The following is a 19553-nucleotide window of genomic DNA, read 5'->3' as shown; positions in this document are numbered from 1 at the left end:
GCGGCTGGCTGATCAGACAGGGCCGCCGGAAATGCGGTTCGGGAAGAAAGCCGTTTGCCCTGAAGGGTGGGCAGAGGCCAGGGGCGACGAGATCGTCTAAATTCGGTCGCGCGTGGTCTGGCGGCTGGTTTCTGTGTGCATGGAGGCTGAAAACGACTTTGAAGCCTGGGCAAAAAACGCCCGCGCATCGTCGCAGTCCCTGGCAATGCCCGCTTTGAGGCTGTCCAGACCGTCGTACTTCAGTTCGTCGTGCAGTTTGTGTAGCAGTTCCACGCGGATGATTTTACCGTATGCCCCCTCGGGGCCCAGGCTGTCTGGCCAGGCCAGGCAATGCGTCTCCAGCAGCACCCGCCCGCCGTTGACATCCGCCGGGTCCAGCGAAGGGCGGATGCCCAGATTGGCCACGCCGGGCAGCGGCTCGTCGGACAAACCAAACACCTTCACCGCAAAAATCCCGCTGGCCGCCGGTTTCCAGTGGGAAAAGCGCAGGTTCAGGGTGCGAAAACCCAAGTCGCGCCCCAGCTTACGGCCATGCACCACGTGGCCCGAGATGCTGTAAGGCCGGCCCAGCAGGCTGGCCACCCGAGTCATCTGCCCCTGGCCCAGGGCTTCCCGCACGGCGGAGCTTGAAACCCGTGTGTTGCTTACTTCATAACTGTTCATGCGGGCCACATCAAAGCCCAGGCGCTCCCCGGCGGCATCCAGCATGGCGTAGTCACCGACGCGTTTGGCACCGAAACGGAAGTCATCACCCACCAGCACATAACGCACGCCCAGGCCTTTGACCAGCACGTCTTCGATGAAGGCTTCAGCCGGTTGGGAAGCCAGCCGGGCGTTGAAGGGCAGCACCACGCATTGGTCAATGCCGCAGTTGGCCAGCTCGGTCAGCTTGTCGCGCAGGGTGGCAATGCGCGCCGGCGCCAGCTCGGGCTTGCGCGCGACGGCGGCGAAATAGTCGCGCGGATGCGGCTCAAAACTCATCACGCAGCTGGGCACGCCCCGGTGCTGTGCCTCATTTTTAAGCAGAGCCAGCATGGCCTGGTGGCCGCGGTGCACGCCGTCGAAGTTGCCAATGGTCAGCGCGCACTGCGCCGCCAGTTGGGGGTGGTTGTAGCCGCGGAAAACTTTCATTGCGAAACCTTCATGCTGCCAATTATCGTTTTAATAGCACCTCGGGTCGGCTGGATGCGGGCTAAAAGGGAAAATGGCCGTGCACAGGCCGTCCTGTCATGAATTCGCTGTATATTGAGGGCTCAAGCAGTTTGAGTCCGGTTTCCATGCGTTTTTTTAAATGTTGGAGGTTCGTTTGAAGGTCTTGAAACTCTCAGCCCAGGGGTTGCCACAATCGTGGATCAGCCTCGAACAAGCCGTGTTGCACTACGCCTCGGACGAAGTGCGCTGGGAGATGGGTGCGCAGGTGGCCGTGTTCCATGGTGGGCACAACGCCATCACCGGCAACCAGTCCATCATCACCATCAACAGCATCATCGGCACCAAGGGCGTGCCCAACATCAACCCCTTCAATCTCAAGCCGGGGTTGACCAACGGCAAGCTGTTTGCCCGTGACCGCAATGTCTGCGCCTACTGCGGCGACCATTTTCACGAAGAAGACCTGACCCGCGAACACATCATTCCGTTTGCACAAAACGGCATTGATACCTGGATGAACGTGGTCACCGCCTGCCGCGCCTGCAACCACCGCAAAAGCAGCCGCACGCCTGAGCAGGCGCAGATGCCGCTTCTCTACACCCCCTATGTTCCCAGCCTCTGGGAAGACTTCATCCTGCGCAACCGCCGCATCCTGGCGGACCAGATGGAGTTTCTGATGGCGCACGTGCCGAGGACTTCGCGGCTGCTGGTTTGAGTTTGGCAGTCCGGGCCTCCCAGCTCCTTCAGCACGTCTGACCGCTGCAAAAAATAGAAATCAGTTGCAGTCATGTGAATGACCCAAGCAGGTGCCAAGTGAATCGCTGGAACATCCCCGTATGGCTGGAGGAAGAAGTCCTTGCGCGAGATTCATCATGCGTCTATTGCAGAGTCGACTTTTCGCGTCCAACCACATTGCGCGGGGCCAAGCCATCCTGGGAGCACATCGTCAATGACGCAAAGATCGTCTCTCGCCAAAACATCGCCAGATGCTGCATGTCATGCAACGCAAGTAAGGGTGCAAAAGATTTGCGGGCTTGGCTTGCGTCAGACTATTGCAGACGCAAAGCCATAGGTGAATTTTCCGTTGCCCGGGTTGTGCGAGAAGCGCTGTCAACTTCTCCATCCCACGCAGGCGCCTGATCCGCGCGGGTCCAATACCAGATCACTCGCATCACCCTGGCCGAAACTCCTCTCTCGCTGTCGGCAGTCTCTTAGCCTCTGTACCGGCAAGCGCTTCAAAAACTCAGTAAGTCAGCTCCAGCACCACAAGATGCCCCTCCGCCATAGGCCAGGTCCGGCCGGTGACTTTCTCGCCATTGAACTCCGCTGCAATCGGGCGAACACTGTCCTGGCTCAGATTGATCTTCGAGCTTGACACGCCGGCGCCTGTAGGCGGGACGCCCGGCAGAGCCTTGCCGTCGAACGACATCTTGTCGCGCGTGGCGTCGAAGTAGCCGCGTGGCCGCGTCAGGGTGGTGCTGGACTTCGCACTTTTGTCGGCTTCAGCCGGGCGGTCTGCGCGCAGGTGAATCAGCTGGCTGGATCGCGGGAAGGGGCTGCGGTAAATGTGCGTGGTTGCATAACCCGGCGCGGTGATGACAAATTCATAAGGTACGCCGGCCCGTGCGGTGAACGGCCCCCACAGGCCATCAGCGCCCACCGTCTTGCTGTGCACGGCATTGCCCATGCGTGCACCGGTTGCGGGGTCGGTGGCGTAAACCGCCAGTTGTGCGCCGGGCAGCGGCAGGTTGTTGGCGTAGTTGCCTGAGGCGGCATCGGTCGGGCGCAGGCCCAGGCCGATGATCTTGCCGTTCAGCACCACGGGTGTTTCGGGCTGGATGGTTGTTGACTGCGGCGCGCGGCCGGTGATGAAGCGGTAAGTTGCATCGAACGCAGCGGGAGAAAAAGATGTCTCGCGGTGGTCAACCCGCGGCAGCACCTTGTTGGTTGCGCCCTTGAGGGCCGGGCCTTCAAAGGTCACGTTGGTAGGCGTGCCTTTGGCGCCTATCCACAGCCCGTCGGGCTGGGCGAACTTGTCGTTGTTGTCTGAACGGAGGGTCAGCCACTTGACCGGGCCGGTGACTTCATCGCCAGCGGTGTTTTTGGGTGCGTTGAGCCCGGTCAGGAAAGGACCGGTGCCGGAAAACTCATTGGCTTCCCGGAAACCCTTGATGGCCCAGACGCCATGGTTGGGCGTACCGCCCAGAATGGCGTGGCTCACGCGGCTGGCGCCGCCACCGTTGTAGATGTAGTTGCGAACGGCGTTGCCGCCGCGCGAGTTGCCGATCAGCACGACCTGGCGCGCGCCGGTGGCCTGCAGCACTTTCTCGACTTCGGCTTTCAGGTAGGCCATGTGCTCCGCGGTCGAGGTGCGGCCCGGCTGAGCCTTGCCGTCTTCGTCGCGTGCCAGCGGGTAAGGCAGGTCGATGGCATGCAGGCGCTCGCGCGGCCAGCCGTTGGATTCGAACCGCCACACCGTGCTTTGCCAGATGGAGGCGCTATCGCCGTTGCCGTGCACAAAAACAATCGGCGGCTGCGGATCAAGGTTGGGCGCTGTTGCACAGGCGGCCAGCAAGATGCTGCTGGCGACGACGGAGAAGAGGGCGCGGCGTGAGGTCAAGTTTGTCTCCTGATGAAAAAAGCCCGCGAGGGCGGGCTGATGGTTGTGTTTGTCGTATTGCGGCTTGATCAGGCAAAAACGCCTGCGGTGTCTTGCATTCTGGCCGAAACCTCGCCCAGATGGTGCAAGGTGTCGCCAAAACTCATTTCCATTTGTGTCAGCCGCTTGAAGTAGTGGCTCACGATGTATTCGTCGGTCACGCCGATGCCGCCGTGCAGCTGCACCGCCTGCTGGCCGATGAAGCGCATGGAAACGCCCAACTGGTATTTGGCGCGGGCCATGGCGGCGCGGCGTTCCACCGCCGGTGCATTGAGCTTGAGCGAGGCGTAGTAACTCATGGAACGGGCCAGCTCCAGCTGCATCTTCATGTCGGCCATGCGGTGGCGCAGGGCCTGGAAGCTGCTGATCACCACACCGAACTGCTTGCGCGTGTTCATGTATTCGACGGTGATGGCCACCGTCTTGTCCATCACGCCCACAGCTTCGGCGCAGGTGGCGGCAATGCCGATGTCTGTGGCGTGTTCCAGTGCGGCCAGGCCGTCCAGTGTGATCAGGTTGGCGGGTGCGTCTTTCAGCACCACTTCGGCCGCGCGGCCACCGTCCTGTGTGCTGTAGCCGCGGGTGGTCACACCCGCTGCCGTGCTCTCCACCAGGAACAGCGCGATCTTGCCCTTGACCTGCGCCGGCACGATGAAGGCATCGGCCTTGTCACCGGCGGGTACTATGCTTTTGGTAGCTGTCAGTGCCCAGCCCGCGCCGGCTTGAACCGCTTTTGCTTCACACACATCGAGCTTGTAGCGGGCTGCACGTTCTTGCGATGCCAGCACCACCAGCGCTTCGCCGCCAGCAATTTTCGGCAACCAGGCGGCTTTGACATCGGCGGGTGCATAGCTCGATAACACGGCACCGGCAATCAGCGTCTGTGCCAAAGGCTCCAGCACGATGCCGCGGCCAAGTTCTTCCATGACGACCATGCCTTCCACCGGCCCCATGCCGAGGCCGCCATCGTCCTCGGGGATGTACAGGCCGGCAAGGCCCAGTTCGGCCAGCTGGCCATAAGCTTCGCGCGAGAAACCGCCGGCTTTGGCAATGCCGCGGCGGCGCTCGAAGTCATAACCCTTGTCGACCCACTTGCGCACTGCGTCGCGCAGTTGTTCCTGGTCGTCGGTGAAATCAAAATCCATGCTGATGCTCCAAATTCTTGAGGTTGTGCAGTGAGCTTTCAGCCCAGGACAAATTGCGACACGATGTTGCGTTGCACTTCGTTGCTGCCGCCGTAAATCGTGGTCTTGCGCAGGTTGAAATAGGTCGATGCCAGTGGTGCGTCGCCCGACAGGCCGCCAGGGAAGTCGCCTTGCCAGCCGGCTTTCATGGCTTCCTCAATGAAGGGCAGGCTGAAGGGGCCGGCGGCCAGCATCATGAGCTCGCTGTAGCGCTGCTGAATTTCGCTGCCGCGGATCTTGAGCAGGCCGGCAATGTCCAGCGAGTTCTTGCCGGATTTTTCGGCCGACAGCACCCGCAGCACCAGCATTTCAAGCGCCACCACGTCCACCTCGAGCTTGGCGATTTCGTCGCGAAAGCGCGCGTCTTCGTAAACACCCTCGGCCTTGGCAATGCGCTTGAGTCGCTCGAGCTCGCGCTTGGCACGGTTCACGTCGGCAATGTTGGTGCGCTCGTGGCTGAGCAGGTGCTTGGCGTAAGTCCAGCCCTTGTTTTCTTCGCCGATCAGGTTTTCTGCCGGCACTTCGACATTGTCGAACCAGACCTCGTTGACCTCGGCTTCGCCGTCTAGCAGCACGATGGGGCGCACGGTGACGCCGGGCGACTTCATGTCGACCAGCAAAAAGGAAATGCCGGTTTGCGGCTTGCCTTCGGTGCTGGTGCGCACCAGGCAGAAAATCCACTCGCCGTACTGGCCTAGCGTGGTCCAGGTTTTCTGGCCGTTGACGATGTATTTGTCGCCTTTCCGCTCGGCCTTGCATTTCACCGAAGCGAGGTCGGAACCGGAACCCGGCTCGCTGTAGCCCTGGCTCCACCACACCTCGCCGCTGGCAATGCCGGGCAAAAAGCGCTTTTGCTGCTCGGGGCTGCCGAAAGCCATGATCACCGGCGCCACCATCACCGGGCCGAAGGGCACAACGCGCGGCGCGCCGGCCAGTGCGCATTCTTCTTCGAACAAATGTTTTTGCACGGCGTTCCAGCCCGGGCCGCCAAACTCCTTGGGCCAGCCGTGACCCAACCATCCTTTTTTGCCGAGGATTTTGGCCCAGCGCTGCATGTCGTCACGCGACAGGCGCAGGGCGTTGTGGACCTTGTGCGAAATATCGGCGGGCAGGTTGGCACCCACCCAGGCGCGTATGTCTTCGCGGAATTTCTGTTCTTCGGGGGTGAAAGCTAAATCCATGAGCTGCGTGTCTCCATCGTGTTCGGGGTTGCTGCGCCAGTTTTAGCACGGTCGTTCGCAATTTTATGTCCCAGTTGGGACAAATAGCGAGCGATTCCGCCTTGCAGAATTGGGCACATTCAGCCGGGTCGGCCCGCCCGGGATAATCAGCGCATCTTGCCGTCTTACCGCACCATCATCAGCGCCCTCAGTGTTGGCCAGATTCTTGTCTGGGCCGTCATGTACTACGGCTTCTCTTCCTTTGTATTGCCCATGCAGCGTGACATGGGCTGGAGCCAGCCGGATGTCATGGGCGCCTTCACGCTGGGCCTGATGGTCTGGGGCCTGGCCACTTATGCGGTGGGCGCGGCGATTGACCGCGGACGCGGCCGTGCGGTGCTCAGCGGCGGCGCGTTGCTCGGTGCCATCGGCTGCGCGCTCTGGTCGCAGGCACACAGCCTGCCGGTGTTTTACGCCGCCTGGGCGGTGCTGGGGCTGGCCATGGCGATGACGCTGTACGAGCCGGCTTTTATGGAGGTGACCAAACGCTTTCCGGAGCGTTACCGGCAGGGCATCACCACCATCACGCTGATTGGCGGTTTTGCCAGCACGCTGTCGTTCCCAGCGGTGGCCTGGCTGCAGGCTCACCTCGGCTGGCGGCCTGCGCTGTTGGTGATGGCGATGGCCTTGCTCCTCGTGGCGCCCATGCATGCGTGGGTGCTGCGTGGGGCCTGGAAGAACCCGCCAATGCCCGGCGTCGCTCCGGTGAAAGCGGTGGAGGACCAGGCGACGCTGCGCCAGGCCATGCAGGGCTCCACCTTCTGGCTGCTGACCGCCACCTTCACGCTCTACACCTTTGCGCTGTCCACCGTTTGGGCCCACTTGATGCCGGCGTTCGAATCGCGCGGGCTGACGCAGGCCGAGGCGGTGGCGGTGATGGTCTGGTTTGGCCCGGCGCAGGTGGCGGGGCGTTTTGCCTTTTTGTGGCTGGGCCGCTCGCTCAACCACCGATCGCTCGGGTTGGCCGTGCTGGCCCTGTTTCCACTGACGCTGGTGCTGTTTGCGCTGGGCCGCCAGCCCGCGGTGCTGGTGGTGTTCGCCGTGCTGTTTGGCGTGGCCAACGGCCTGATCACCATTGTGCGCAGCAACATCGTTCCCGATTTTTATGGCCGCGAACATGTGGGCCGCATCAGCGGCGCCATGTCCGGCATTGCGCTGTGCACCCGCGCCGCTGCGCCTTTTCTGACCGCCTGGGCTTTGTTGGGGCTGGGCGGCTACACCGGCCTGCTGTGGTTCCTGGTGGGCATGGGCGTCGTATCGCTGGCGCTGTTTGCACTGGCCAGGCCGCCGCGGCAACCCTGATCGCGATAATCCAGAACACTTATGTCCAGCAAGACCAAAAATATTGTGATCCTGATCTCCGGCAGCGGCTCCAACATGGCTGCCATCGCCCGGACTGCCCAGCAGCAAAACTGGCAGCGGCGGTTTGGCGCGCGCATCGCCGCGGTTGTCAGCAACCGGGCAGACGCCGGCGGCCTGCAACTGGCGCAGTCGATGGGCGTGCCCACGCAGGTGCTGAGTCACCAAGCCTTTGATTCGCGTGAAGCTTTTGACGCGGCGCTGATGAAACTGATTGATGGCTACCAGCCCGCGCTGGTGGTGCTGGCCGGCTTCATGCGCATTCTCACGCCGGATTTTGTCCATCACTATGCGGGGCGGCTGATCAACATCCACCCTTCGCTGTTGCCGGCCTTCACCGGGCTGAACACACATCAGCGCGCCATTGACGCGGGGTGCCGGGAGGCCGGTTGCACCGTACACCAGGTCACTGCCGAGCTGGACCACGGGCCCATCCTGGCGCAGGCCTCCGTGCCTGTGTTGCCGGACGACACGGCGGACAGGCTGGCCGCGCGCGTGTTGGTGCAGGAGCACCTGCTGTATCCGCAGGCGGTAGAGGCCTGGCTGCAAAGCCAGCCCTGAATCGACCGGCTTTTTCAGCCCGCCTTCAACTGGTGCAGCGCTGCCTGGACGATGCTTGACGCATCGACACCGAAAAATCCGCGCAGCGCAGCACGCGTGTCGCTGCGGCCAAAGCCGTCGGTACCCAGGGTCAGGTAGCTGCGGCCCGGCGGCAGGAAGGCGCGAATACTTTCGGGCACGGCGCGCACGTAGTCGGTGGCGGCAATGATCGGGCCGTCACTGTCCCGCAACTGCTGCGTGACAAAGGAAGCGTCCGGTGCTTCGCCACGCAGCGCCTGCTGCTGGCAGGCCGCGCCGTCGCGGGCGAGTTCGCTCCAGCTGGTCACGCTGTAAACCGTGGCTTCGATGCCTTGTTCTGCCAACTGCTGCGCGGCCTTGATAACCTCGGTCAGAATGGCTCCAGAGCCCATCAGTGTGATTTTTTCAAGTGTTTTAGGGCTCTGGCCCTTATCCCTCGGGTACAAGTAGCTAGCAAATTTATAGCAACCCCTGACAATACCGGCTTCCGACCCTGGCCGTAAATCAGGCTGGGCATAGTTCTCGTTCATCAGCGTGACGTAATAAAACACGTCCTGCTGTTCCACCATCATTTCCTGCATGCCGCGGTCGAGGATGACGGCCAGCTCGCAGGCAAATGCCGGGTCGTAGGCCTTGCAGTTGGGAATGGTGGCCGCCACCAGGTGGCTGGTGCCATCCTGGTGTTGCAAGCCCTCACCTCCCAGGGTGGTGCGGCCCGAGGTGGCGCCCAGCAGGAAGCCGCGGGCACGCTGGTCGGCAGCCGCCCAGATCTGGTCGCCGACGCGCTGGAAGCCGAACATGGAGTAGTAGATATAGAAGGGCAGCATGGCCAGGCCGTGCACGCTGTAGCTGGTGGCGGCCGCCGTCCAGCTCGCCAGCGCGCCGGCTTCGCTGATGCCTTCCTCGAGAATCTGGCCGTCGAGCGCCTCGCGGTAACTCAGCACCGAGCCGATGTCTTCGGGCGCGTACTTCTGGCCCACGCTCGAATAAATGCCGACCTGCTTGAACAGGTTGGCCATGCCGAAGGTACGTGCTTCGTCCGCCACGATGGGCACGATGCGCGGGCCCAGCGCCGCGTCTTTCAGCAGGCCGCCCAGCATGCGCACAAAGGCCATGGTGGTGCTCATTTCCTTGCCGTCGGCGCCCAGCGCAAAGCTGGCGTAAGACGGCAAGGCGGGGACTGCGATCGCATCGGCTGTGGTTTCGCGCCTGGGCAAATAGCCACCGAGTGCGGCGCGCCTGGCATGCATGTATTGCATCTCGGGGCTGTCGGCAGCGGGTTTGTAAAACGCGAGTTGCTTGGCCTGTTCGTCACTGAGGGGCAAGTTGAAGCGGTTGCGGAATTCGAGCAGATCGCTTTCGTCAAACTTCTTCTGCGAATGCGTGGTCATCTTGCCCTGGCCGGCGCTGCCCATGCCGTAGCCCTTTTTGGTGTGCGCCAGGATCACCGTGGGCTGGCCGGTGTGGTTGGCGGCGGCTGCATAAGCCGCGTGGATTTTCACGAGATCGTGGCCGCCGCGCTTGAGCCTGTCGATCTGTTCGTCCGTCATGCCCTGCGCCAGGCGCGCGAGCTCTTCGTTTTGCCCGAAGAAGTTGTCGCGGTTGAAGCGGCCGTCTTTGGCGGCGAAGGTCTGCATCTGGCCGTCGACCGTGTGGGCGAAGGCTTGCGTCAGGGCGCCGGTGATGTCGCGTGCGAACAGGCCGTCCCAGTCGCTGCCCCAGACCAGCTTGATGACGTTCCAGCCGGCGCCGGCAAACAGCTTTTCAAGCTCGTCGATGATGCGGCCGTTGCCACGCACTGGGCCGTCGAGCCGCTGCAGGTTGCAGTTGACGACCCAGACCAGGTTGTCCAGGCCTTCGCGTGCGGCCAGTGTTAGCGCGCTCATGGATTCGGGTTCGTCCATTTCGCCGTCGCCGAACACGCCCCAGACTTTTCTTCCCGCACAGTCGAGCAGGCGCCGGTGCGTGAGGTAACGCATGAAGCGCGCGTGGTAGATCGAGCTGATCGGGCCTATGCCCATGGAGCCGGTTGGGAACTGCCAGAAGTCCGGCATCAGGTAAGGGTGCGGGTAGCTGCACAGGCCTTGCGCACCTTGCTGCGCGGCAGACAGTTCCTGCCGGTAAAAACTCAGATCGTTCTCGCCCAGACGGCCTTCCAGGAAGGCGCGGGCATACACGCCAGGTGCACTGTGTGGCTGGAAAAAAACCAGGTCACCGCGGTGTTGCCCTTCGCCCAAGCCTTCACGCGCATGAAAGAAGTGGTTGAAGCCGGTTTCAAACAGGTCAGCCGCGCTGGCATAACTGGCAATGTGGCCGCCCAGTTCGGCGGAGCCGCCAGATTCGGCCTGGTTGGCGCGCACCACCATGGCGAGCGCATTCCAGCGCATCAGCGAGGCCAGGCGTTCCTCCATGGCAAGGTCGCCCGGAAACACCGGCTGTTCGTTGACGCCGACGGTGTTGACGTAGGGCGTGGCGAGTTCGGGCTTCCAGCCCACACGCTGCTCGCGCGCGAGGCGGGCCAGCTCATCGAGCAGATAGCACGCGCGGGCCGGACCTTGCGTGGCCGCCAGCGCAGCAAAGGCTTCGCGCCATTCGGCGGTTTCCTGCGGATCGGAGTCGGCGGCGTTCATGTCGGTGGATAGCAGGGCATGGAGGGGGACAGAGGCATTCATGCTTGCCAATATAGGCCTCCTGACTCAATATGAGCTGTTGAAATACGTCGCAAAAAGTATATTTAGCGGCATAAAATGCTTCAAATTGTTGAAATAAAGAATCATGAAGCTGGATGTACTTGATTTACGGATACTTGACGAATTGCAGCGAGACGGCTCCCTCTCCAATGTGGAGTTGGCCAAACGGGTGCATTTGAGCCCTTCGCCTTGCCTGGCCCGGGTCAAGGCACTGGAAGCGGCGCGTGTGATTGACCGTTATGTGGCCATTGCCAGTGCGGCAGCCCTGGGCCTGGGCTTGAGTGTGTTTATCTCCATCAGCCTGCGCTCGCAGAACAAGGAGTCACTGGCCGCGTTCGAGCAGCGCATCGTCGAGCATGACGAGGTCATGGAGTGTTACCTGATGACGGGCGACAGCGACTACCTGATCCGTGTGGCCGTGGCCGACATTGCGGCGCTCGAAAAATTCATTCTCGAGCAGCTCACGCCGATTCCGGGCATTGAAAAAATACGCTCGAGCTTTGCGCTCAAGCAGGTGCGCTACAAAACCGCGCTGCCGTTGCCGCGTGTTGTGTAGTTGGGTGTGGTTTGGGCGTGGCTGTTGATGAAATTGGCGGTCCGCCCAGGTGAGATATGAATAAGGCGCTATCAAATTAATAGCATCTCACGCTGGATGGGTTGGTCTCAAACAGGAATCGCCGTAGTCTCAAACACCTCCTTCAAACACACAAAGGTGCGAATCTGCCTCACACCCGGCAGCCCGATCAATTGCGCGGCATGCAACTCGTTGAACGAGTCGATGCTCTGGATGCGCAGCTTCACAAAGTAATCAAATTCCCCGGTCACCAGCTGCACTTCCAGGCAGCCGGTCAGGCCGGCGGCGGCTTTTTCAAACGCGGCAAAGGAGTCGGGGGTCGAGCGGTCCAGCACCACGCCGATGATGACCAGCCCGTTGTAGCCCAATGCCCGCGGGTTCACCAGCGCCACGGTTTTGCGGATCAGCCCCAACTCCCTGAGCTTGGCAATGCGCCGCGAACAGGCGGGCGGGCTGAGGTTGGTCTTTTCAGCCAGCTCGATGTTGGGCAGGGAGGCGTCCTGCTGCAGCAGCTTCAGCAGCTTACGGTCAATCCGGTCGAGTGTGATTTCCATAGGTGTAGTGGATAAATATTGCATGAACTGGTGAAATATCGGAATTAATTCTAATAGAACTCCTAAAGAAGATTAATGCAGCTCTTACAAACCAAAAGTATGCAATTAATTTCTGCTGCCTCTGGCTACGATTTATGAACGACTGTTCAACACCTCCAAGCCAGCCATGCCCTCCTTTTTTGCGGCCATCACAGTCCACGCAATGGGGCTTTCACCGGAATCACCGTCCATGCCGTTCACACTCAACCTTAAAAAATTTCCCAGATATTCGCTGACCTTCGGGCCCACGCCCATCCAGCCGCTCAAGCGGCTGAGCGCGCATCTGGGCGGCAAGGTCGAGCTTTACGCCAAGCGCGAAGACTGCAACAGCGGTCTGGCTTTCGGCGGCAACAAGACCCGCAAGCTGGAGTACCTGATTCCCGAGGCGCTGGCGCAGGGCTGCGACACGCTGGTCTCCATAGGCGGCATCCAGTCCAACCAGACGCGCCAGGTGGCTGCGGTGGCGGCGCATCTGGGCATGAAGTGCGTGCTGGTGCAGGAAAACTGGGTGAACTATTCCGACGCGGTGTATGACCGTGTCGGCAACATCGAGATGTCACGCATCATGGGCGCGGATGTGCGGCTGGACGCCGCCGGTTTTGACATCGGCATTCGCCCGAGCTGGGAGCAGGCCATGGACGATGTGCGCAAGGGCGGGGGCAAACCTTTCCCCATTCCGGCGGGCTGCTCGGAGCACCCGTATGGCGGCCTGGGTTTTGTCGGCTTTGCCGAAGAGGTGCGAGCGCAGGAGGCTGAGCTTGGCTTCAAGTTTGATTACATCGTGGTCTGCTCGGTCACCGGCAGCACGCAGGCCGGCATGGTGGTTGGATTTGCCGCCGACGGCCGGGCTGACCGCGTGATCGGCATTGATGCCTCTGCCAAGCCTGTGCAAACCAAGGCGCAAATCCTGCGCATTGCGCAGAACACAGCCAGGCTGGTCGAGTTGAATCGTGACATCACCGCCAAGGACATGGTGCTGGACACGCGCTATGGCGGCCCCGAATACGGCCTGCCGTCCGAAGGCACGCTGGAAGCGATCCGCCTGTGCGCTCGACAAGAGGGCATGCTGACCGATCCGGTCTATGAGGGCAAGTCCATGCAGGGCATGATCGATATGGTTCGGCTCGGTGAATTTCCGGCCGGCTCGCGCGTGCTCTACGCGCACCTGGGCGGCGTGCCTGCGCTTAACGCGTACAGCTTTTTGTTTCGCAACGGCTGACCATGGGCTTGCCAGTGATGTTGGACCCGGTGCTCAGCGCCCGCTTGCGCGAGGCGCTTTGCACGGTAGCGCCGGGTGACGGGGCGGGCGCCGGTATGTTGCGGGCGGCCCTGGATGATCCGGCGGTGTGTACCGTGGTGGTGGCCGTGAAGCTGGGCAGTGCGCCCGGTGCCAGCCTGGTGCAAATCATTCGCAGCTCAGACCCCATTGCCCAGTGGATGGACCTTGCCTGCATCTGAAGCATGCTGCGCCTCAGGCTGGGAACGAAGACGGGTGTGCTGCCGATTCCGGGCATCGAAAAAAGACGCTCGCGCTTTGCGCTCAAGCAGGTGCGCTACAAAACCGCGCTCCCATTGCCAGCACCGCGAGCGCGGTGCTTCCTAGCGAACTGGCACCCGTTGCGGTGCCGATTTTTCGTCATGCAGTGCCGGATGCGAAACCTCGATCGCATCGATTTTTGCCAGAAGGTCTTCCCGGCTTATGTAGTCCTCTGCGGGAAGGCTCGCCGGTTCACCCGCAACATCGACAAACTGGACGTAACGCTTGGGCCCTGAATTCATTCGCCGCAGGCGGGTTTGGAGGCTGTTGAGGATTTTCTGCCCGTTTTCGTCGCCTGGCGTTCCGTGCCATATGGCGATGTGCAGGTTGAATGCATTGGATTCACCGAGCTTGTCTGCCAGGCGGATGCATGCGGCCTGGATCCTGGTGGAGATTTCTGAGACAGCTTCGCGATTGACCGGGCCTTCAACGAGTATCAGGAAGAGGTTTTCTTCGTAACGAACCACCGTGTCCATGTCGCGCGCGCACCGACGAAGGATTTCGCCAATGCGCGAAAGCGCGGTGCTGCGTTTGTGGTCGCTCAACTCGTCGGGGCTCGGCGTCTGGTCCAGCCAGCGCAACATCACGATGCCGCATTCGATGCGCCGGTGCCGGGTGCGCAGCAGCATTTGCGCAAGCCGGCTCTCAACCATCCGGGGCAGCATCAGCCCGCTGGCGGGGTCATAAGTTGCCAGTGCGGCGCTGCGATGGTTGGAAAACAAGGCCGCCCGGCTGCGCCATGCCAGCACACAGAAGATCCATAGCAGTCCGACCATGGCCGACAACACGCCCGCCGCCTGTGTTGCCTCGATGTGCATCACCCAGCCCACGTTGTACGAAAGCCGTGCCAGCGCGGCCAGCCCGATGGGGGCTGTGCCCAGCAGCAGCAACAGGTTCCACGCCTGCCCGCGCAGAGACATCCACACCAGGCTGCCGAGAATCGCCACGGTGGCGAGTGCCAGCCACAGGTTGCGCAGATCGCGCGGAATCAAGTTCCGGTCAATCGCCATCAGGCCGGCCAGGAGGAGGCTGCCTGCGGTGATGGCGACCAACAGCCGGTAGACGAGTGGGTGGCCGCTTCGGGCGTAGCTGGCGTGGGCGCAGAACCACGCGCCCGCGGCCATGCTCAACGCGGCCGAGACCCAGGCCATGACCTGGTTGAGGTGCACACTCTGCGGCCACATGCGCCAGCCGCCGTAACCGATCAACACCAGCTGCGTGAACATTAGCGTCACCACCACGGCGCCGAACCACAAAAACACCCGGTTGTGTGCGATTGCGAACGCAGCCAGGCTCAGCATGGCCAGCACACTGAACATGCCCCACATCAGGCCAATGACCACACCGACCCGGGACGCGCCGTCAACGTACTCGACCGGGGACAGCAGCATGGGCTGCCCGGTGATGGGCCGGTTGTTTTCGTAGCGCAGGTAGTAAGTCTGCATGCGATCGCCGCGGGTCTGCAATTCAAAGCTCGGAACGCGGGTGCGCAATGACCAGTCGGCCGGCGCCAGTGCCTCGCCGGCTGCCTGGACAAGCCAGCCGCCCTGGGGCGCGCGGGAAAAAAGGCTCGCCTTGAAGATCACCTGGCCCGGCAGCCGGATGAACCAGGTTTGCGGGGGTTCACTGGCAGGCAGTGAGAAGGTGGCCCAGACGTCGTACCGCTCTGAAGTGGGAAGGACGGTTTTGTTCGTGTAGGGCTGAAAGCCCCAGGGTTCGCCAGCCGCAAACGCGTCAGGCGAGGCCACCGAATCTTTGGGCACCACCACCCATTGCAGTGGCTGGGCCAACGCAGGCGTGGTGCTGTCTCCGTACAGCCGGTCAAAGTCCTGTGCATGGCCGGTGTGAAGCACCAGGCAGAGCAGCACCATGAAAAAACTGCGCAAGCTGGCCTTTCTGTACATCGGCATAGCTTATTGCAAAAGCGCCTGTTGTCCGCTCATAAGGCTGCCATGTAATCAGGATGTCACAAGAATTCAAGGCCATGCGTCTTCCAACAACAACGGATGACACATGCTTTATTCCCGCTTGGCCGAAACCCGCCGCATGTTTGCTCGGCCAGCTTCTTGCACTGGCTGCTGCGTTGCTGGTCGCACCTGAAAGCCAACTGAGAAGGCGGGTGATGCAGGCGGGTGATGCAGGCGCTATTAAATTGATAGCTGCTTGCGCCCGTCCGATATGGGCAGAAGGCCGAAAAGGTTTAGATTTTTGACTGGAACACCAGTCCCGCGTGTTCCCGCAGTGCATGGAACTTGATCTTGGGCCACTGCTGCTCCACCGCGCGCAGGGTGGCGCTGTGATCCACCAGCAGTGTGGGTGCATCGACGGCGTCGAGCGCCACGCGATGCGAGTTGGCGTCCATGAATTTTTTCAACTCGTTCGGGTCTTCGCTGGTGACCCAGCGCGCCAGGTTGAACTGGCTGCCCATGATGCGCGCCTTGACGCCGTATTCATGCTCGAGCCGGTGCGCCACTACTTCAAACTGCAGCTGGCCCACGGCACCCAGCAGCAGCAGGGAGCCGGCAATCGGCCGAAACACCTGAATCGCGCCTTCTTCGCCGAGCTGGGTTAGCCCGGCGCGCAACTGTTTGCTGCGCAGCGGGTCGGCCACCTCGACGGCGCGGAACATCTCGGGCGCAAAGAAGGGCAGGCCGGTAAACTGGAGGGCTTCGCCTTCGGTCAGCGTGTCGCCGAGCTGCAGCACACCGTGGTTGGGAATGCCGATGATGTCGCCGGCAAAAGCGGTGTCCAGCAGCTCGCGGCGCTGGCTCATGAAGCTCACCACCGTGTTGGGCCGCAGCTCTTTGCCGCTGCGCACGACTTTCAGCCGCATGCCGCGCGTGAATTCCCCGCTGGCCACGCGCAAAAACGCGATGCGGTCGCGATGCGCCGGGTCCATGTTGGCCTGGATCTTGAAAACCACGCCGGAGAATTTCTTTTCTGAAGGCTGCACCACGCGCTGCATCGCCGCGCGCTCGGCGGGTGCCGGCGCCAGATCCACCAGGGCATCCAGCACTTCCTGCACACCGAAGTTGTTGATCGCCGAGCCGAAAAACATCGGGGTTTGTTTGCCGCTCAGGAAGTCCTCGCGATTGAATTCGGGTGAGGCGCCTTGCAGCAGTTCCAGCTCCCCCTGCGCCTGGGTGAACTCGGCGCCGAAACGTTTGGCCGCTTCTGCGTTGTCCAGTCCGGCCAGGATTTCATCGTCGCCGCCGGCCTTGTCTTCGCCTGGGCTGAAGACACGCATGCGTTTTTCGCGCCGGTCATACACGCCGTGGAACAGCTTTCCCATGCCGACCGGCCAGGTGAAAGGAACGACGGTCATGCCGAGTTCCTGTTCGATCTCGTCCATCACGCTCATCGGGTCCTGCACCTCGCGGTCCATCTTGTTGACAAAGGTCAGGATGGGCGTGTTGCGGGCACGGCAGACCTGCAGCAGGCGGCGTGTTTGTGGCTCGACGCCGTTGGCCGCGTCGATCACCATCAGCGCGGCATCGACGGCGGTCAGCACACGGTAGGTGTCTTCCGAGAAATCCTGGTGGCCCGGGGTGTCGAGCAGGTTGATCACGCAGTCGCGGTATTCCATCTGCATGACCGAAGAGGCCACCGAGATGCCACGCTGCTTTTCGATTTCCATCCAGTCGGAGGTAGCGTGGCGCGCGGCCTTGCGCGCCTTGACGCTGCCGGCAATCTGGATCGCACCCGAGAACAGCAGCAGCTTTTCGGTCAGCGTGGTTTTACCCGCGTCGGGGTGGGAAATGATGGCAAACGTGCGGCGGCGCTTGACCTGTTTTTCGATTTCGGTGAATTCGTGGGGGGAGGACATAACCCACGATTATCGGTGACGGGGGTCAAGACGTCCCGGGATCGGCCTGTTTCGCAAAACGCGGCTGGAGGACACCGTCAATCACAACCTCTTCGTTGAACATCGCTGCCGGCCGGACCCAGAGGCCCTTTTCGCCGTAGAGCGCACGGTACAGCGTCATGGGTTCGAGGCTTTCGCTGTGCCGTACGGTACCGACGACTTCGTACATCATGCCTTTGTAGTGACGGTACAGGCCGGGCGGGGTTTCTAGCAGCGGAGGAAGGTCGTGGCTCATGGTTAAGATTGTCGCCACAAGAGAACGGGGAGGGAAGAGGACTCATGGACCACGCAGATTTCATTCATTTGGTGCGACTCAGCGAACATGCCAGTGCTGAAGACAGCAAGGCTTACCGCCGCAGCGTGGCGGCGTTCGCGGCCCTGGGTTATGCGTGGGTCATAGGCTGTTTGCTGCTTTCGGCCGGCGTCCTCGCATGGACGCTAGGCGCCATGATGCGTGGGCAATTCAAGGGTGGCTACATCTGGCTGCTGTTGGGCGCCGGCGGCTTGCTGCTGACAAGCTTGCGAGCGCTCTGGTGCCGGCTTGACGAGCCGCAAGGCGTGCCGCTGTCGCAGGAGGCAGCACCAGCCCTGTTCGAGGCGCTGGAGCGTATCCGCAGGAAAATCAAGGGACCCCCCATCCACCGCGTATTGCTGGACGGAGATTTCAACGCCAGCATCAGCCAGCATCCGCGCTACGGGCTGTTCGGCGGCGCAGTCAACTACCTCACGATTGGGTTGCCTTTGTTATTGGCGCTGGATAAACCGCGTTTCCTCTCGGTACTGGCGCACGAGTATGGCCATCTGCGCGGTGATCATGGCCGCTTTGCCGCCTGGATTTACCGCACCCGCCTGAGCTGGGCCAAACTCAACCACGGCCTGCGCAATGACGAGGGGCCTGTGGCCGCGGTCACTCAGGCCTTTTTGCGCTGGTATTTCCCGCGCTTTTCTGCGAAAACCTTTGCGCTGGCACGCCAGGACGAATACGAGGCCGACCGCATTTCCGGCAAATTGCTGGGCAAGGAAGTCGCAGCGGCTGCGCTCAAGGAAATAGCGATCAAGGGGGAGTGGGTGAATCGGGAGTTTTGGCCGGGTCACTGGAGCACTGCTTCGGCCAGTGTCTTGCCGGTAGGACCTTATGCGACCATGAGCAAGCTCCTGGCCCTGCCGCTCCCTGACGACTTCGCGCGCGAAACGCTGCGCCAGGTCTTGCGTCAGATCAGCGATGTGGAAGACACCCATCCGGTGCTGCGCGACCGCCTGGAGGCTCTGGATGCCGGGAAAAATTTGCCCGCATGGTCCTCCCGACAGGCACTGGACCTGCTGGGTACGGGCAGCGCCAAGTGGATTGCCCACTTTGACAAGCAATGGTGCAAGGACAATGCCACCGACTGGAAGCAGCACCACGCTTACCTGACCAGGGTGCGGGCCAGAGCCGAAGCGCTGGCAGCAAGTGCCGGCCGCAACAACGCTGATGAAATGGCCGAGCTGGGTGACCTGCAGCAGCGGTTGGATGCCCGTGCCGATGTGCGCGGTCACTACCAGAGGGCTTTGCAGATCACCTCCGGGCATGCCGGTGGGCTGCGGGGACTGGTGCAATGCTTGCCTGCCACTGAACGTGCTCTGCGCATGGATTGCCTGGTCCAGCTCTTCGATCACAGCGCTCCCCACCGTTGGTGGGCCTGCCGTATGGCGGTGGCTGAGCTGGAAAAGCCAGCCGCTGACGGTAGCCTGGACGAGAAAGAGCTCAAGCTCTGGCGCGAGCGGCTCAAGCAGGCGGGTGAAGCCGAGCGCCGCGCATGGGATGAGTTGGCGAACACGCCATTTTTCCAGTCCATCACGCGCCATGACCTCAATGAATTTGAAAAAGGCGAGTTGCTGGCCGACCTTGCCCGCTGTAAATCGGTGGCGCGGGCCTGGCTGGTACGCAAGAATCTGAAGGAGTTCGCTTACCGGCGTTGCTACCTTGTTTTTGTGGACTTGCCCGGCCTGGATGATGAAGACCGATACCACCTGTGTCGTGAACTCGAGGGTTCGCTGGATCTGCCGGGGCCTACTTTGGCTCTGTGGGCCGGGGAGTCGCCCACGCTCGGCGACATCGAGAAACACGCTTTCGAACCCGTCTATATCCGCGCCTTTTCCTGAGG

17 protein-coding genes and 1 pseudogene are annotated in these 19553 nt (G+C 61.8%); 9 read left to right on the top strand and 9 right to left on the bottom strand.

Going from position 1 to position 19553, the window contains the following annotated elements; all coding sequences use genetic code 11:
• Positions 1-96: 96 nt before the first annotated feature.
• On the bottom strand, positions 97-1131 hold the full coding sequence (locus B0B52_RS11855) for a bifunctional riboflavin kinase/FAD synthetase (RefSeq protein ID WP_077593850.1): 1035 nt from the start codon (positions 1129-1131) through the stop codon (positions 97-99).
• 175 nt (positions 1132-1306) lie between these two features.
• Between B0B52_RS11855 and B0B52_RS11850 the strand changes: the two genes are divergently transcribed.
• A complete protein-coding gene (locus tag B0B52_RS11850; protein ID WP_077594086.1) occupies positions 1307-1864 on the top strand; it encodes an HNH endonuclease in 558 nt (185 codons plus the stop codon).
• 528 nt (positions 1865-2392) lie between these two features.
• Here the strand turns inward: B0B52_RS11850 and B0B52_RS11840 are convergent.
• The 3 genes from B0B52_RS11840 to B0B52_RS11830 form a co-directional block, all read right to left on the bottom strand.
• The gene (locus B0B52_RS11840) at positions 2393-3769 is read right to left on the bottom strand and encodes an alpha/beta fold hydrolase (protein ID WP_077593848.1); all 1377 of its coding nucleotides are present in this window, start codon (positions 3767-3769) and stop codon (positions 2393-2395) included.
• A 68-nt stretch (positions 3770-3837) separates the two neighbouring features.
• Positions 3838-4953 carry an acyl-CoA dehydrogenase family protein gene (locus B0B52_RS11835; protein ID WP_077593847.1) on the bottom strand — a complete coding sequence of 372 codons (1116 nt, stop codon included), beginning with the start codon at positions 4951-4953 and terminating at the stop codon, positions 3838-3840.
• A gap of 38 nt (positions 4954-4991) precedes the next feature.
• Entirely contained in the window at positions 4992-6173 is a 1182-nt protein-coding gene (locus tag B0B52_RS11830) for an acyl-CoA dehydrogenase family protein (protein WP_077593846.1), read from the bottom strand.
• Positions 6174-6329: 156 nt separating this feature from the next.
• On the opposite strand from B0B52_RS11830, the gene B0B52_RS11825 reads away from it, so the two are divergent.
• Entirely contained in the window at positions 6330-7514 is a 1185-nt protein-coding gene (locus B0B52_RS11825) for an MFS transporter (RefSeq protein WP_077593845.1), read from the top strand.
• A gap of 21 nt (positions 7515-7535) precedes the next feature.
• On the top strand, positions 7536-8132 hold the full coding sequence (gene purN, locus B0B52_RS11820; RefSeq protein WP_077593844.1) for a phosphoribosylglycinamide formyltransferase: 597 nt from the start codon (positions 7536-7538) through the stop codon (positions 8130-8132).
• 14 nt (positions 8133-8146) lie between these two features.
• Here purN and mdeB read toward each other — a convergent pair whose 3' ends face one another.
• Complete coding sequence (gene mdeB / locus B0B52_RS11815) at positions 8147-10822, bottom strand: alpha-ketoglutarate dehydrogenase (protein WP_077593843.1); 2676 nt, start codon at positions 10820-10822, stop codon at positions 8147-8149.
• Between the two features lie 103 nt (positions 10823-10925).
• On the opposite strand from mdeB, the gene B0B52_RS11810 reads away from it, so the two are divergent.
• A complete protein-coding gene (locus tag B0B52_RS11810) occupies positions 10926-11396 on the top strand; it encodes an Lrp/AsnC family transcriptional regulator (RefSeq protein WP_077593842.1) in 471 nt (156 codons plus the stop codon).
• Between the two features lie 107 nt (positions 11397-11503).
• Here the strand turns inward: B0B52_RS11810 and B0B52_RS11805 are convergent, their stop codons facing one another.
• Positions 11504-11968, bottom strand: a complete 465-nt coding sequence (locus B0B52_RS11805) for an Lrp/AsnC family transcriptional regulator (RefSeq protein WP_077593841.1) — start codon at positions 11966-11968, stop codon at positions 11504-11506.
• A 229-nt stretch (positions 11969-12197) separates the two neighbouring features.
• Here B0B52_RS11805 and B0B52_RS11800 point away from each other — a divergent pair, with 229 nt between their 5' ends.
• The 3 genes and pseudogenes from B0B52_RS11800 to B0B52_RS22700 form a co-directional block, all read left to right on the top strand.
• Positions 12198-13226, top strand: a complete 1029-nt coding sequence (locus B0B52_RS11800; RefSeq protein ID WP_077593840.1) for a 1-aminocyclopropane-1-carboxylate deaminase — start codon at positions 12198-12200, stop codon at positions 13224-13226.
• Positions 13227-13228: 2 nt separating this feature from the next.
• Positions 13229-13465, top strand: coding sequence for a hypothetical protein (locus tag B0B52_RS11795; RefSeq protein ID WP_077593839.1), 237 nt, complete (start codon positions 13229-13231; stop codon positions 13463-13465).
• Between the two features lie 42 nt (positions 13466-13507).
• A pseudogene (locus tag B0B52_RS22700) lies at positions 13508-13588 on the top strand (ArsR family transcriptional regulator); the annotation flags it as partial.
• An 18-nt stretch (positions 13589-13606) separates the two neighbouring features.
• Here B0B52_RS22700 and B0B52_RS11790 read toward each other — a convergent pair.
• Positions 13607-15448 (bottom strand): 7TM diverse intracellular signaling domain-containing protein, encoded by a 1842-nt coding sequence (locus tag B0B52_RS11790; RefSeq protein ID WP_168173541.1) that lies wholly within the window; start codon positions 15446-15448, stop codon positions 13607-13609.
• Between the two features lie 59 nt (positions 15449-15507).
• On the opposite strand from B0B52_RS11790, the gene B0B52_RS22190 reads away from it, so the two are divergent.
• Complete coding sequence (locus B0B52_RS22190) at positions 15508-15756, top strand: hypothetical protein (protein ID WP_139351912.1); 249 nt, start codon at positions 15508-15510, stop codon at positions 15754-15756.
• Here the strand turns inward: B0B52_RS22190 and B0B52_RS11785 are convergent.
• Complete coding sequence (locus B0B52_RS11785; RefSeq protein WP_077593837.1) at positions 15745-17370, bottom strand: peptide chain release factor 3; 1626 nt, start codon at positions 17368-17370, stop codon at positions 15745-15747. The genes B0B52_RS22190 and B0B52_RS11785 overlap by 12 nt on opposite strands.
• A 25-nt stretch (positions 17371-17395) precedes the next feature.
• On the bottom strand, positions 17396-17644 hold the full coding sequence (locus B0B52_RS11780) for a DUF1653 domain-containing protein (RefSeq protein WP_077593836.1): 249 nt from the start codon (positions 17642-17644) through the stop codon (positions 17396-17398).
• Positions 17645-17688: 44 nt separating this feature from the next.
• On the opposite strand from B0B52_RS11780, the gene B0B52_RS11775 reads away from it, so the two are divergent.
• On the top strand, positions 17689-19551 hold the full coding sequence (locus B0B52_RS11775) for a M48 family metallopeptidase (protein WP_077593835.1): 1863 nt from the start codon (positions 17689-17691) through the stop codon (positions 19549-19551).
• Positions 19552-19553: the final 2 nt, after the last annotated feature.

The sequence above is a fragment of the Polaromonas sp. A23 genome (assembly GCF_002001015.1).
GTDB lineage: Bacteria > Pseudomonadota > Gammaproteobacteria > Burkholderiales > Burkholderiaceae_C > Polaromonas.
Note: the sequence above shows the minus strand (reverse complement) of the source record. Positions and strands in the feature narration are given on the sequence as shown.

Excerpts from the sequence above, each read along its gene's own strand:
- B0B52_RS11855 (WP_077593850.1), bottom strand. The coding sequence starts at position 1,131 with ATGAAAGTTTTCCGCGGCTACAACCACCCCCAACTGGCGGCGCAGTGC.
- B0B52_RS11835 (WP_077593847.1), bottom strand. The coding sequence starts at position 4,953 with ATGGATTTTGATTTCACCGACGACCAGGAACAACTGCGCGACGCAGTG.
- B0B52_RS11830 (WP_077593846.1), bottom strand. The coding sequence starts at position 6,173 with ATGGATTTAGCTTTCACCCCCGAAGAACAGAAATTCCGCGAAGACATA.
- purN (WP_077593844.1), top strand. The coding sequence starts at position 7,536 with ATGTCCAGCAAGACCAAAAATATTGTGATCCTGATCTCCGGCAGCGGC.
- mdeB (WP_077593843.1), bottom strand. The coding sequence starts at position 10,822 with ATGAATGCCTCTGTCCCCCTCCATGCCCTGCTATCCACCGACATGAAC.
- B0B52_RS11810 (WP_077593842.1), top strand. The coding sequence starts at position 10,926 with ATGAAGCTGGATGTACTTGATTTACGGATACTTGACGAATTGCAGCGA.
- B0B52_RS11805 (WP_077593841.1), bottom strand. The coding sequence starts at position 11,968 with ATGGAAATCACACTCGACCGGATTGACCGTAAGCTGCTGAAGCTGCTG.
- B0B52_RS11800 (WP_077593840.1), top strand. The coding sequence starts at position 12,198 with ATGCCGTTCACACTCAACCTTAAAAAATTTCCCAGATATTCGCTGACC.
- B0B52_RS11795 (WP_077593839.1), top strand. The coding sequence starts at position 13,229 with ATGGGCTTGCCAGTGATGTTGGACCCGGTGCTCAGCGCCCGCTTGCGC.
- B0B52_RS11790 (WP_168173541.1), bottom strand. The coding sequence starts at position 15,448 with ATGTACAGAAAGGCCAGCTTGCGCAGTTTTTTCATGGTGCTGCTCTGC.
- B0B52_RS22190 (WP_139351912.1), top strand. The coding sequence starts at position 15,508 with ATGTCACAAGAATTCAAGGCCATGCGTCTTCCAACAACAACGGATGAC.
- B0B52_RS11785 (WP_077593837.1), bottom strand. The coding sequence starts at position 17,370 with ATGTCCTCCCCCCACGAATTCACCGAAATCGAAAAACAGGTCAAGCGC.
- B0B52_RS11780 (WP_077593836.1), bottom strand. The coding sequence starts at position 17,644 with ATGAGCCACGACCTTCCTCCGCTGCTAGAAACCCCGCCCGGCCTGTAC.
- B0B52_RS11775 (WP_077593835.1), top strand. The coding sequence starts at position 17,689 with ATGGACCACGCAGATTTCATTCATTTGGTGCGACTCAGCGAACATGCC.